10 protein-coding genes are annotated in these 12,717 nt (G+C 72.6%); 3 read left to right on the plus strand and 7 right to left on the minus strand.

The window, feature by feature from the left end:
- Window positions 1-65 precede the first annotated feature (65 nt).
- Window positions 66-3,071: an excinuclease ABC subunit UvrA gene (gene uvrA, locus BM076_RS17225; protein WP_093714445.1), complete on the minus strand. Its 3,006-nt coding sequence runs from the start codon at window positions 3,069-3,071 to the stop codon at window positions 66-68.
- Window positions 3,072-3,286: 215 nt separating this feature from the next.
- Here uvrA and BM076_RS17230 point away from each other — a divergent pair, with 215 nt between their 5' ends.
- On the plus strand, window positions 3,287-4,015 hold the full coding sequence (locus BM076_RS17230; protein WP_093714446.1) for a maleylpyruvate isomerase family mycothiol-dependent enzyme: 729 nt from the start codon (window positions 3,287-3,289) through the stop codon (window positions 4,013-4,015).
- 10 nt (window positions 4,016-4,025) lie between these two features.
- On the opposite strand, the gene BM076_RS17235 is transcribed toward BM076_RS17230, so the two are convergent.
- Window positions 4,026-4,889, minus strand: a complete 864-nt coding sequence (locus tag BM076_RS17235) for a helix-turn-helix transcriptional regulator (RefSeq protein WP_093714447.1) — start codon at window positions 4,887-4,889, stop codon at window positions 4,026-4,028.
- Between the two features lie 166 nt (window positions 4,890-5,055).
- Between BM076_RS17235 and BM076_RS17240 the strand changes: the two genes are divergently transcribed.
- Together BM076_RS17240 and BM076_RS17245 are read left to right on the plus strand one after the other, a co-directional pair.
- Window positions 5,056-5,850 (plus strand): alpha/beta fold hydrolase, encoded by a 795-nt coding sequence (locus BM076_RS17240; RefSeq protein WP_093714448.1) that lies wholly within the window; start codon window positions 5,056-5,058, stop codon window positions 5,848-5,850.
- A gap of 51 nt (window positions 5,851-5,901) precedes the next feature.
- Entirely contained in the window at window positions 5,902-6,558 is a 657-nt protein-coding gene (locus BM076_RS17245; protein WP_093714449.1) for an MBL fold metallo-hydrolase, read from the plus strand.
- Window positions 6,559-6,578: 20 nt separating this feature from the next.
- Here the strand turns inward: BM076_RS17245 and BM076_RS17250 are convergent, their stop codons facing one another.
- The 5 genes from BM076_RS17250 to BM076_RS17270 all read right to left on the minus strand — a co-directional run bounded on the left by BM076_RS17250 (window position 6,579) and on the right by BM076_RS17270 (window position 12,679).
- The gene (locus tag BM076_RS17250) at window positions 6,579-7,661 is read right to left on the minus strand and encodes an acyltransferase domain-containing protein (protein ID WP_177246483.1); all 1,083 of its coding nucleotides are present in this window, start codon (window positions 7,659-7,661) and stop codon (window positions 6,579-6,581) included.
- A 27-nt stretch (window positions 7,662-7,688) separates the two neighbouring features.
- The gene (locus BM076_RS17255; protein WP_093714450.1) at window positions 7,689-8,723 is read right to left on the minus strand and encodes a cytochrome c oxidase assembly protein; all 1,035 of its coding nucleotides are present in this window, start codon (window positions 8,721-8,723) and stop codon (window positions 7,689-7,691) included.
- 60 nt (window positions 8,724-8,783) lie between these two features.
- On the minus strand, window positions 8,784-9,779 hold the full coding sequence (locus BM076_RS17260) for a TerC family protein (RefSeq protein WP_093714451.1): 996 nt from the start codon (window positions 9,777-9,779) through the stop codon (window positions 8,784-8,786).
- Window positions 9,780-10,003: 224 nt separating this feature from the next.
- Window positions 10,004-11,974 carry a TerD family protein gene (locus tag BM076_RS17265; protein WP_093714452.1) on the minus strand — a complete coding sequence of 657 codons (1,971 nt, stop codon included), beginning with the start codon at window positions 11,972-11,974 and terminating at the stop codon, window positions 10,004-10,006.
- Window positions 11,975-12,100: 126 nt separating this feature from the next.
- Window positions 12,101-12,679, minus strand: coding sequence for a TerD family protein (locus tag BM076_RS17270; RefSeq protein WP_093714453.1), 579 nt, complete (start codon window positions 12,677-12,679; stop codon window positions 12,101-12,103).
- Window positions 12,680-12,717 lie beyond the last annotated feature (38 nt).

Raw genomic sequence — 12,717 nt, forward strand, 5'->3', positions numbered from 1 at the left:
CGGGGGCCCGTACGCGCGCGCCGCGGCGGTCGGCCCCCCGGCGTACGGCGCTGCGGCGTACCGCCCTACGCCTTGCCCGCCGTCCGCTTGCGCGGCGCCGCCGTCTTCTTGGCCGCGGTCTTCTTGGCCGCCGTCTTCTTGGCGGCCGTGGCCGGGGCAGCCTTCTTCGCCGCGGTCGCCCGCTTCTTGGGCGCGGGCGAGGCGGACGCCGCCGCCGCGTCGCTGACCCGCTCGGCGCCCAGCACATCGCGCAGGAACTTGCCGGTGTGGCTGGCCGGAACGCCCGCGATCTGCTCCGGGGTGCCCTCGGCGACGACCTGACCGCCGCCGTTGCCGCCCTCGGGGCCCATGTCGACCACCCAGTCGGCGGTCTTGATGACATCGAGATTGTGCTCGATGACGATCACGGTGTTGCCCTTGTCGACCAGCCCCTGGAGCACCTTGATCAGCTTGCTGATGTCCTCGAAGTGCAGACCGGTGGTCGGCTCGTCCAGCACGTAGACGGTGCGGCCGGTGGAGCGCTTCTGCAGCTCCGAGGCGAGCTTCACGCGCTGCGCCTCGCCGCCGGACAGCGTCGGCGCGGACTGGCCGAGCCGGACGTATCCGAGGCCGACCTCGTGCAGGGTGCGCAGGTGCCGGGCGATGGCGGGCACCGCCTCGAAGAAGTCCAGCGCCTCCTCGATGGGCATCTCCAGCACCTCGGCGATGGACTTGCCCTTGTAGTGCACCTCCAGCGTCTCGCGGTTGTAGCGCGCGCCGTGGCAGACCTCGCACGGCACGTAGACGTCCGGCAGGAAGTTCATCTCGATCTTGATCGTGCCGTCGCCCGAGCAGTTCTCGCAGCGGCCGCCCTTGACGTTGAAGGAGAAGCGGCCGGGCAGATAGCCGCGGACCTTCGCCTCCATCGTCTCCGCGAAGAGCCGCCGCACATGGTCGAAGACACCGGTGTACGTGGCCGGGTTGGAGCGCGGGGTGCGGCCGATCGGCGACTGGTCGACGTGCACGACCTTGTCCACCAGGTCGTCGCCGTCCACCCGGGTGTGCCGGCCGGGGACGCTGCGCGCCCCGTTCAGCTCGCGGGCCAGGTGGGTGTAGAGGATGTCGTTGACCAGCGTGGACTTGCCGGATCCGGAGACGCCGGTGACGGCGGTGAGCACGCCCAGCGGGAAGGACACGTCGATGTCCTGGAGATTGTGCTCGCGGGCGCCGTGCACGGTCAGCCGCCGCTTGCGGTCGATCGGGCGGCGCGCGTCCGGGGTGACGATGACGCGGCGGCCGGACAGATACTGCCCGGTCAGCGACTCGTCGTTGACCAGCAGCTCCTTCAGCGATCCCGAGTGCACGACCTTGCCGCCGTGCTCACCGGCGCCGGGGCCGATGTCCACCACCCAGTCCGCGGTCTTGATGGTGTCCTCGTCGTGCTCGACGACGATCAGGGTGTTGCCCAGGTCGCGCAGCCGCACCAGCGTCTCGATCAGCCGGTGGTTGTCGCGCTGGTGCAGACCGATCGACGGCTCGTCCAGCACGTACAGCACGCCGACCAGTCCTGAGCCGATCTGGGTGGCGAGCCGGATGCGCTGGGCCTCACCGCCGGACAGGGTGCCCGCTGCGCGGTTGAGCGAGAGGTAGTCCAGGCCGACGTCGACCAGGAACTTCAGCCGTTCGTTGACCTCCTTCAGGACCCGCTCGGCGATCTTCTTGTCGCGCGCGTCCAGCTTCATCGCGCCGAGGAATTCGGCGCAGTCGCTGATCGACATCGCGGAGACGTCGGCGATGGAGCGGTCCTGGACGGTGACGGCCAGCACGATCGGCTTGAGCCTGCTGCCGTGGCAGGTGGGGCAAGGCACTTCGCGCATGTAGCCCTCGAAGCGCTCCCGGCTGGAGTCGGACTCGGAGTCCTGGTGGCGCCGCTTGACGAACGGGATGGCGCCCTCGAAATGCGCGTTGTACGCGCGCTCGCGCCCGTACCTGTTCTTGTACGCGACGCGGACCTCGGCCTTGTGGCCGTAGAGCAGGGCCTTCTTGGCGCGGGCGGGCAGGCCCGCCCAGGGGATGTCGGTGCGGAAGCCCAGCTCGCCCGCCAGGCCCTCGACCAGCCGCTCGAAGTAGCCCTTGGACATGCCGCCGGTCCAGGGCGCGATGGCGCCCTCGGCCAGGGACTTGTCCTCGTCGGGGACGATCAGCTCCGGGTCGACCTCCATGCGGGAGCCGATGCCGGTGCAGTCGGGGCAGGCGCCGAAGGGCGAGTTGAAGGAGAAGGAGCGCGGCTCCAGCTCCTCGAAGGACAGGTCGTCGTACGGGCAGTACAGGTGCTCGGAGAACATCCGCTCGCGCTGCGGGTCGTCCTCCGGGAGGTCCACGAAGTCCAGGATGACCATGCCGCCGGACAGGCCGAGCGCGGTCTCGACGGAGTCCGTGAGCCGGCGCTTGGCGCTGTCCTTCACCGTGAGGCGGTCGACGACGACCTCGACGGTGTGCTTCTCCTGCTTCTTCAGCTTGGGCGGGTCGGTGAGCTGGATCGTGGCGCCGTCCACCCGGGCCCGGCTGTAGCCCTTGGTCTGGAGGTCGGCGAAGAGGTCGACGAATTCGCCCTTGCGCTCGCGGACCAGCGGGGACAGCACCTGGAAGCGGCTGCCCTCCTCCAGTTCCAGCACCCGGTCCACGATGGCCTGCGGCGACTGCCGGGAGATCGGCCGGCCGCACTCGGGGCAGTGCGGCTTGCCGATCCGGGCGAAGAGCAGCCGGAGGTAGTCGTAGACCTCGGTGATGGTGCCCACCGTCGAGCGCGGGTTGCGCGAGGTGGACTTCTGGTCGATGGAGACGGCGGGAGACAGGCCCTCGATGAAGTCGACGTCGGGCTTGTCCATCTGGCCGAGGAACTGGCGCGCGTACGAGGACAGCGATTCGACGTACCGGCGCTGGCCCTCGGCGAAGATCGTGTCGAAGGCGAGGGAGGACTTGCCCGATCCGGACAGCCCGGTGAACACGATGAGGGAGTCGCGGGGCAGGTCGAGCGACACGTTCTTGAGATTGTGCTCGCGAGCGCCACGGACGGTGAGTCGATCGGCCACGCCAGTGCGCACCTTTCATAGAAACGGGGGGAGGGTCGGCACCCCCCGGTCAGCCTAAACGGGGTGCCCTCGGCTTTTCTTCCAGTTCTCTTCGTTCTGCGGAGTTGCGACGCACCGACCATATAGCACGCACATTCGATTTACGGGCATCCTCCCACCACATCACCCGATCGTGTGCTGTGCGCGAGCACGGGGTGACGCGCTAGCGTCGGTACGTGACCGTCCAACGACCGGATCCCGCCCGCGATGCGGTCGCCGTACGGGAAGCCACCGAGCACTTCCTGGCCGCGGCGACCGAGCTGCCCGCCGACGCCCTCGCCGGGCCGTCCCTGCTGCCCGGCTGGAGCCGCGGCCACCTGTTGGCGCATGTCGCGCGCAACGCCGACGCGCTGGTGAATCTGCTGACCTGGGCGCGTACCGGCGTCGAGACGCCGATGTACGCCGACGCGGCGACGCGCGACCGGGACATCGAGCAGGGCGCGGGACGCCCGCTCGACGTCCAGCTCGACGATCTGCGGGCCTCCGCCGCGCGGCTGGAGGAGGCCGCCGCGCAGGTGCCGCCGGCCGGCTGGGCGGCGCAGGTCACGATGCGCTCGGGCAAGGTGATCGCCGCCGCCGAGGTGCCCTGGCGGCGGCTGGTCGAGCTGCGGCTGCACCTGGTGGACCTCGGCGCCGGCTACGGCACCGCGGATCTGCCCGCCGGCTTCGCCGCCCGCGAGCTGGCCGTGCTCGCCGACGGCCTGACCGGGCACGAGGGCGTCGCCGCCGTCCGGATCCTGGACACCGAGGCCGGCACCGACTGGACGATCGGCGCCGCCGCCGAGCCCGACCTGACCGTCAGCGGCGCCACCCGCCCGCTGCTGGCCTGGCTCTCCGGCCGCGCCCCGTACGACGGCCTGACCGTCACGCCGGACGGCCCGCTGCCCGTGCTCCCGCCACTCTGACCCCCGGCCGTCACCGGTGGCTGCGGTGCGCCGTCGCAGGGCCGACGACCCGCAGCAGGTCGAGCGCCTCGGCGCTCGCCGTGCCCGGCGGCGGGGTGAAGATCCGCAGCCGCTGGTCCTCGGCCGGGCTGAGCAGCATCTCGTAGTCGAAGACGACCAGGCCGACCTCGGGGTGCCGCACCCGCATCCGGCTGCGCCGCCGTACGGCCGCCTCGTGCCGGTCCCACAGCGCGGCGAATTCGTCGCTGGCCGCGCGCAGCCGGGCCACCAGCGCCTCGGCCTCCGCGTCGCCGGACCCGCGCCGCGCCACCGCTGTGCGCAGGTCGGCGACCGCGAGCCGGCCCTGCTCCTCGTGCTCCTCCTCCGGGAACGCCTCGCGGACGAAGGGGTCGGTGAACCAGCGCCACACGATGTTGCGGTCCGGCTCCTCGACCGTGCACACACAGCCGAAGACGGCCTCGGACATCGCGTTCTGCGCGAGCAGGTCGCCCAGGTCGCCGACGATCTGCGCGGGGGTGCCGGTCAGCTGGTCGAGCAGGTGCAGCAGTCCGGGGCGTACGTGGCTGCCGGCCCTGCGGCCCTCGGGCGGGCGGTGGCCGGCCAGCACGTACAGATGGTCGCGCTCGTCCTCGGTCAGCCGCAGGGCGCGGGCCAGCGCGCCGAGCAGCTGGGTGGACGGCTGCGGGCTGCGCGCCTGTTCCAGGCGCATCAGGTAGTCGGCGGACATCCCGGCGAGCAGCGCCAGTTCCTCGCGGCGCAGGCCCGGCGTACGGCGCCGGGGTCCGGCCGCGAGGCCGACGTCGCCGGGGCGCAGCCGCTCGCGCGAGCGGCGCAGGAAGTCGGCGAGTTCCCGTCGGTTCAGTTCGGTCCGCATGACCTCATCCTCCGTCATCGGCGGCGGTGCGCGGGGCCCGCGCGACGGTAGGACCGCCGGTCCTAGGGAGTGCGGTCCGCTCCTCAATGCGGCCGCGCCGCCGCATCGTTGACGTCGCGGCCGGCTCCCCGGCCGCGTTCCCGACGACCTCGGAAAGAGGACCGCCATGCCCATCGTGACCGTCGACGGCGCCCGCATCCCGTACCGCGTGGAGGGCTCGGGCCCGGTGCTCGTGCTGGTGCACGGCACCGGCGCGGGCTCCGTGACCTGGGAGTCCGCGCTCGGCTACTTCACCGACCGGTACACCGTCGTGCTGCCGGACCTGTCCGGCAGCGAGGCCGCCGAGGACGACGGCGGCCCGCTGACCGCCGGCCTGCTCGCCGCCCAGCTGGCCGCCGTGCTGGCGGATCTGGGGCGCGGCCCGGTGGACGTGCTCGGCTACTCGCTGGGCGCGCCCGTGGCCGTGCTGACCGCCGCCGAACACCCGGGGCTGGTGCGCCGGCTGATCGCGCTGTCCGGCTTCTGCGGCCAGCAGGACCCGTACGTGCACAACGGCCTGTCCGTGTGGCGCACGCTCGCCGACCGGCCGGACGCCTTCGCCCGCTGGGCCATGGTGACCGCCTTCAGCCGCCCCTACCTCAACTCCCTGACCCCGCAGGCCGTGGAGGCGCTGGCGACCGCGATGCGGCCGACCCCGAATCTGCTGCGGCAGATCGACCTCGACATCACGCTCGACATCCGTGCCGCGCTCCCCCGCGTCCAGGCACCGGCCCTGGTGATCGGCTGCGCGCTCGACGCGCTGGTGCCGGTCGCGAACGCGCGCGAGCTGGCGGCGGGCATCGCGGGCAGCCGCTACGCCGAACTCGACAGCGGCCATGTGGCGCGCGTCGAGCGGCCCGCCGAGCTGGCCGCACTGGTCGACGGCTTCCTCGCGGAGACGCCCGTCGGTGACGCCGCGTGAAGGCGGCGGTCCGGTGAGTGAGCCGGGACTGCGAGCCTCTAGGCTGGCGCCATGGCGTACAGCGGAGAAGTAACGGTGGGCGGGACGCCCGATGTGCACGAGCTGGAAGACCTCATCATCACCAAGGTCGCGGTCGGGCCGATGAACAACAACGCGTATGTGCTGCGCTGCCGGGCGACCGACAAGCAGCTGATGATCGACGCGGCCAACGAACCGGCGACGCTGCTCGACGTCATCGGCTCCGACGGCCTGGACGCGGTCGTCACCACGCACCAGCACGGCGACCACTGGCAGGGGCTGCGCGAGGTCGTCGCGGCGACCGGGGCCCGTACGTACGCGGGCCGCGCGGACACCGTCGGCCTGCCCGTCCCCACCGATGTGCCCTTGGACGACGGCGACACCGTCACCTTCGGCCGCATCACCCTCACCGCCCGGCACCTCGTCGGCCACACCCCGGGCAGCGTCGCCCTCGTCTACGACGACCCGCACGGCCACCCCCACGTCTTCACCGGCGACTGCCTCTTCCCGGGCGGCGTCGGCAACACCCACGACGACCCGGCGGCCTTCGCCTCACTCCTGGACGGCGTCACCAAGAAGATCTTCGACGTCCTCCCCGACGAGACCTGGGTCTACCCGGGCCACGGCAACGACACCACCCTCGGCACCGAGCGCCCCCACCTCGACGAGTGGCGCGAGCGCGGCTGGTAGCCGCGCGGACGCGCCGCCGCTCAGTCCGCCCAGCGGAACCAGCCGTTGCCCTCGTACCAGTGGCCGCCCGAGGTGAGGTGGTCGAGGAGGGTGCGCTGGAGGGTGGTGCGGCGGGGGTAGGCGGTCAGCGGGAGGGTCGCGTCGCCGAAGACGAAGGACAGGGGGAGCCGGTCGTCCGGGTCGGGTCCTGGGCGGCCGGGGTGGAAACGGCTCTGGAAGCGGACGATGTTGGAGTCCGCGGGCAGCCGGTCGGCGAGCTGGCGGTCGAGCAGCCAGGAGTGGCAGGTGGCCACGGCGGGCGGCTCGGCCGGGAAGTGGCGGGCGAAGAAGGCGCGGGCGCGGGCGAGCGAGTCGTCGCAGGCGTCCGGGGTCAGCGGTCCGTGGAAGTCGGGGATGTGCACCGCGAGGGCGGGGTCGCCCGGTCCGTACGGCAGTCCGGCGGCGGCGACGGCCTCGCCGGTCGTGCCGCCGAGCCGGGTCCGCTCGTACTGGAGGCGGCCGAGCTGGAAGAGCACACCGCGGAAGTGCCGCAGCAGCCATGAGGAGTTGGCCAGGCCGGGGACGCCGTGCCGGCGGCGGTGCACGGCGAACTGCCGCCCCACGTCGGCCAGGGTGCGGCGGGAGACGTCCGGCGGTACGCCGAGTCCCGCGTGGTAGGCGCGGGTGTGCGGCGCGGCGGCGGCCAGCACGTAGAGCGCGAACCACGTGCCCGCGGGGCCCGTACCGTCCGGGAGTTCGGGGATCGACGGGCCCAACCGCGGTCCGCCGTCCCGTCCGCCGCCGACCACGCCCATGTCCCTGACCAGCAGCCGCACACAGCGGTCCAGCAGCGCGGTCAGCAGTTCGTCGCCCGCGAGCGCGGCCCGGCCCGCGACGACGGGATTGATCTCCTCCTGCGGCACCGCCAGGTCGAGCAGTACCTCGGCGAGCGCGCTCCCGGCGGGCAGCCGCACCTCGGCGTCCGGTACGTCCGCCGCGGCCAGCTTCCGTACCCAGTCCGCCGTCTCCGGCTCGGCCAGCAGCGCGCCCGCCGCCTTGCTCCCCGCCCGGTGCGCGGCCCGCAGGTCGATTTCCGGTGTCCCCCGTGTCCCCCGTGCGCTCATACGGCCAACGTACGTCAGCGGCGCGGTTCAGCGCCCGCGGCGCATGCGTTCGCCGACCTCGCCCTGGTCGGTCTCCCACCAGGGGCGGGTCATCTCGGGTACGGGCGGGGCGGCCGGGGATGCCGGGGATGCCTGGGCGGCGGACGGGGCCGGGACGGCGGTCGCCGCGGCGAGTGCCTCGCGATCGAGGCGGGCGTCGAGTTCCGCGGTCTTCTCGCGCTCGGCGCGCCACCATTCGAAGAAGACCAGGATCAGGAAAGGCAGGGCGACGAGTTCGGCGAGGGTGAGCATCAGGCCGCCGCCGAGCAGTTGGTCGTGCTGGACGCTCGGGCCCCAGGTGCGGGGGTGGGCGGCGTACCAGTGCCCGGCCACCAGGGTGCCGCTGGTCATGACGACGATGCCGGGCACGGAGTCGAAGAGGCCGTCGAAGAAGACCAGCGCGGCCCGCACGGGGTGGCCGCACCAGGACGGCAGCAGGTCCTGGCGGCTGAGCATCGGCAGCACGAACAGGCAGCCGGTGAGCAGCAGTTGGAGGTGCATCAACTGGAGCACCAGGCCGTTGCCGAGGGCGGTGGAGAAATACGGCGTGAAGTAGATCGTCAGCTCGGAGGCGAGTACCAGCACCGAGCTGACCAGCGGATACATCAGCAGTCGCACCGCACGGCCGGAGAAGGCGCGGCGCAGCCGTCCGTCGGGGGCGGCGAGGGCCAGCGGGTCGCCGAGGGCGAGGCCGAGCGGCGCGAACAGGTCGAGCAGGATGTTCTGCACGGCGGCGGGCCAGAACAGCACCCGGTCGTAGACGGCCAGCGACGACATCGTGGCGACCACGAGGGTGCCCAGACCCAGGACGTAGAAGGCGGCGGTGCGCCACAGCGGCCACCGCTCCCCCGCGCGCCGCTTGCGCCGTACGCCGAGCCCGTACGCGACGCCGAGCAGGACGACGACGGTCAGTGCCACGGCGTCGAGCCGCCAGTCGTCGAAGTACCGCGCGCCGGTCAGCTCGGGGAGCGCCGTGGGGTGCGGGGCGCCCGCCCGCTGGGTCGCCAGGCTGCTCGCCACCATCCGTGCCCTTCCGTGCCACCGTCCGCTACGGGGGCCACGGTAGACCTCGGGCCGTACGGCTCAGCGCACAGGGGTCGCGGGGCGCTCCTCGTCGGCCGCCTCGCCCTCGGCCGCCGCCTGCCGCTTGGACGCGATCAGGCTGGTGACGGTGGTGACCGCGAGCACGACGACGATGACGCCGAGCGAGACCGGGATGGAGATCTCGGGCACGTGCACCCCGGATTCGTGCAGCGCGTGCAGCACCAGCTTCACCCCGATGAAGCCGAGGATGATCGACAGCCCGTACGACAGGTGCACCAGCTTCTTCAGCAGGCCGCCGATCAGGAAGTACAGCTGGCGCAGGCCCATCAGGGCGAAGGCGTTGGCGGTGAAGACGATGTACGGGTCCTGGGTGAGGCCGAAGATCGCGGGGATCGAGTCGAGCGCGAAGAGCACGTCGGTGGTGCCGATGGCCAGCATCACGACGAGCATCGGCGTCATCAGCCGCTTGCCGTTCTCCCGGATGAACAGCCGGGTGCCGTGGTAGCGGTCGGTGGACGGTACGCGCTTCTCGACCGCCTTGAGCAGCCGGTTCTCCTCGAACTCCTCGTCCTCCTCGCCGGAGCGGGCGTCCTGGATGAGCTTCCAGGCGGTCCAGATCAGGAAGGCGCCGAAGAGGTAGAAGATCCAGGAGAAGTTGGCGATGACGGCCGCGCCGGCCGCGATGAACACCGCCCGCAGCACCAGCGCTATCAACACGCCGACCAGCAGGACGCGCTGCTGGTACTGCGACGGCACCGCGAATTTGGACATGATCAGGACGAAGACGAAGAGATTGTCGACACTCAGCGACTTCTCGGTGATGTAGCCCGCGAAGAACTCGCCGCCGGGCTCACCACCTGCGAAGACCAGCAGGCCGAGCCCGAAGAGCCCGGCGAGCACGACCCAGACGACCGTCCAGATCCCCGCCTCTTTCACGGAGACGTCGTGCGGATTGCGGCCGATGACGAAGTCCACGGCGATCAGGGCGATCAGTCCGGCGATGGTGAGCGCCCAGAGGGCGAGGGAGACGTCCACAGGTCCTCCGGCGAATGGATACGGCAACTGTCAGCGTCGTCGCTGCCGGAGGAGCGCACCACTCGACGCCGTCCGTTCAGCGCCGGCCAACCGTCGGTGGACCCCTCCGCACCAAGAACAGTACACGATTTACCCATGGAATAGTAAAGATTCGTACAAGCGTGCAGCTCAGTGGCGGTTTACCCGGAGGAAGGCCGCGCGCCCGGGGCTCGGGACGGGAGCCGTCAGGCCCCGTACGCCGGCCGCGCCGCCGCGATCTGCCGCAGCACCTGGGTGAGCACCTGGCTGCCGGGCGGCACGAGCGACGGCTCGAAGGTCCAGGCGTGGCCCACCCACGGATCGGCCAGGTGGTCGCTGGGCAGCGGGGTCAGCCGCAGCAGCGAACGCCACAGCGGATCGAGGACCGGCCCGTACGCGGACGCGTCCTCCCGGTCGGCGACCAGCAGCAGATGCACCCCGGCCCGCGGCCCCTCGTCGGCGAGGTAGCGCAGCTGGTTGACCGCGCGGTCGTCGAAGCCGTACGGGAATTCGTTGACGATCAGCAGCTGCTCCGCGGTGTCGAAGCCGGGCGGCAGCGAGTCCGCGGCGCCGCCGCGCAGCGCCATCTGGAGCAGGTCGACCCGCTCTGTCAGCCGGTTCAGCACCTCGCCGACACCCGCGACGCCCGCGGCCGGCGGCGGCATGGCGAGCGCGCCGGTCGCGCCGAGCGGCGCGAGCGCCTTGCCGCCGGAGCCCGCCGGGTCCAGGGCGTGCACGGCGAAGCCGCCGACCGGATAGGAGGCGAGCAGCCGGGCGGCGATCGCCACCGCGGTCTCCATCGCCAGGCCGCGGTCCTCGGAGCTGTCGATCCACAGGCCGCGGTCAAGCGGCAGCCGGGCCAGCAGCGGAATGCGCAGCTCGGGCGCCTCCGGCAGGGTCAGCGCGCCCAGGCGTACGGCCAGCGGCGGCTGGTCCGGCACCCGGTAGGCGTGCCAGACCGGGTTCTCCCAGCCGGCGAAGGCCGCGGGCAGCGCGGGCTCGACGACCTCGGCCTCGGCGGTGAGCTGCGCCAGGTCGCGGTCGAGTACGGCGCGGGCCTGGTCGACCAGCGCGAACTGGCGGGCCTGCGCCTGGTCGCGGGCGGCCTCGGCGGCGGGGCCGCCGCGGGTCCTGGGGTCGGCGAGCAGCCGGTCCAGCTCCTGCTCGAAACGGGACTCGGCGAAGTCGACGGCGCTGCGGTAGGCGGCGACGGTACGCGACAGATCCTCGAACATGCCCCAGACCTGATTGTGCAGCCGCTCCTCCATCGACCAGCCGGTGGCGTCGCCCGCGACCGGTGTGTGCGGGGTGCCCGGCTGACCGCTGCCCTGGGCCGCCGCGGGTTGCGGCGGCTGCGGCTGTGCGGGGGTCGCGGGGGTGTCGTACGGCGATCCGGACGGCGTGCGGCCGGGCGGCTGCGCGGGCGGCGGGGTGGACCTGCGCCGCGGATGCCGGTAGTCGACGGGGCCGGAGGAAGCGGGGGCTCCGGAAGAAGCCGAGGACGACGGCGCGGCGGGGGCACTCTGCTGAGCGGCGCCCTGCGCGGCGGTGGCGGGCGGCCGGGGCGAGGTGACCGTACGCGGCACGGGCGGCAGGTCCACGGAGCGCGACAGCTCCCGGCCGACGGCCTCGTCGATCGTCGCGGCCACGGCGGCGGCGTCGGGCACGCCCTGGTCGAGGAACAGCGCGGGCAGGCCGCCCTGGTACCCCTGGCCGACCGCGCGCACCTTCCAGGCGCCCTGCCGCCGGTACAGCTCGATGGCCAGCAGTGCCGTCTCGGCGCCGAGTCCGGTGATGGTGAAGGCGGCGATGGCGGCGCCCTCGGTGGTGGTGACGGCCAGGTGCGGGGCGGGGGCGGCGCCGAAGGCGGCCGGGGCGCCGGGGCGGCCTGCCGCGCCGGGCAGCGCGAGCAGCACATGCACACGGTGCACGGCCGGCGGCATCGCGCCGAGGTCCACCGCGAGCCGGTGCTCGGCGGCGGCCTGCCGCGGCACCTCGATGCCGGGGAGCTGCGGCACACCGGGGTGGGCGAGCCACTGCGTGCTGTCGCCGACGACCCGGCCCTGCTCGTCCCCGAGGCTGACCGCGGCCACCACGGGGGTGCCCGCCGACACCCGGATCTCCATCCGGGTGCCGGGCAGCGGATGGTTCTGTCCCCGGACCAGTTCGGCCGTCATGTCCGCCGCCCCCGTTCCCGTCATTCGTGTGTGATGGTCCGTCCCGCGGGCCGGGTGTTCCCCTTCGCGGGCCGGGCTGTCCCGGGACCGGCCGCCCCCGTACGGCGGTCCGGTCCCGGGGGTGCCTCAGAGAGCGGGCAGGATGGCCGGGATCAGGTCCTGGAACGTCCGGCCGTTGGCGGGCGTGCCGATGGCCGTCATCGACCAGCCGCTCGCGCCGCGCTGCACCTTGGCCATGATCTGCGCCGTGTACTGGCCGCCGCCGGTCAGCGTGTAGCGGGCCAGCTCCTGGCCGTTGGTCTCGTCGACGAGCCGGCAGAAGGCGTTCTGCACCTCGGCGAAGGTCTGGCCGGTGAAGGAGTTCACCGTGAAGACGATCTGGTCGACGTGGACCGGCACCCGCTGGAGGTCCACGAGGATCGACTCGTCGTCGCCGCCCTGGCCCGCGCCGCCGACCAGATTGTCGCCGGTGTGCCGGACGGAGCCGTCGTCACTGGTCAGGTGCTGGAAGAACACCACGTCGACCGGCTGCTTGTCCGCGAAGAGCACCGCGGAGGCGTCGAGGTCGATCTCCCGGGTCCGGGAACCGAAGAGCCCGCGCCGGGGCGCCGCCTGCCAGCCCAGACCCATCCGGATCGCCGTCAGCGACCCTCCGTCGGACTTGCTCAGGCTGATCTTCTGGCCCTTGGTCATGTTGACCGTCACGCGCTGTCCCCTTCCACCCGTATGTGCGGTTGTGCCAC

This window comes from Actinacidiphila alni (genome assembly GCF_900112845.1).
Lineage (GTDB): Bacteria > Actinomycetota > Actinomycetes > Streptomycetales > Streptomycetaceae > Actinacidiphila > Actinacidiphila alni.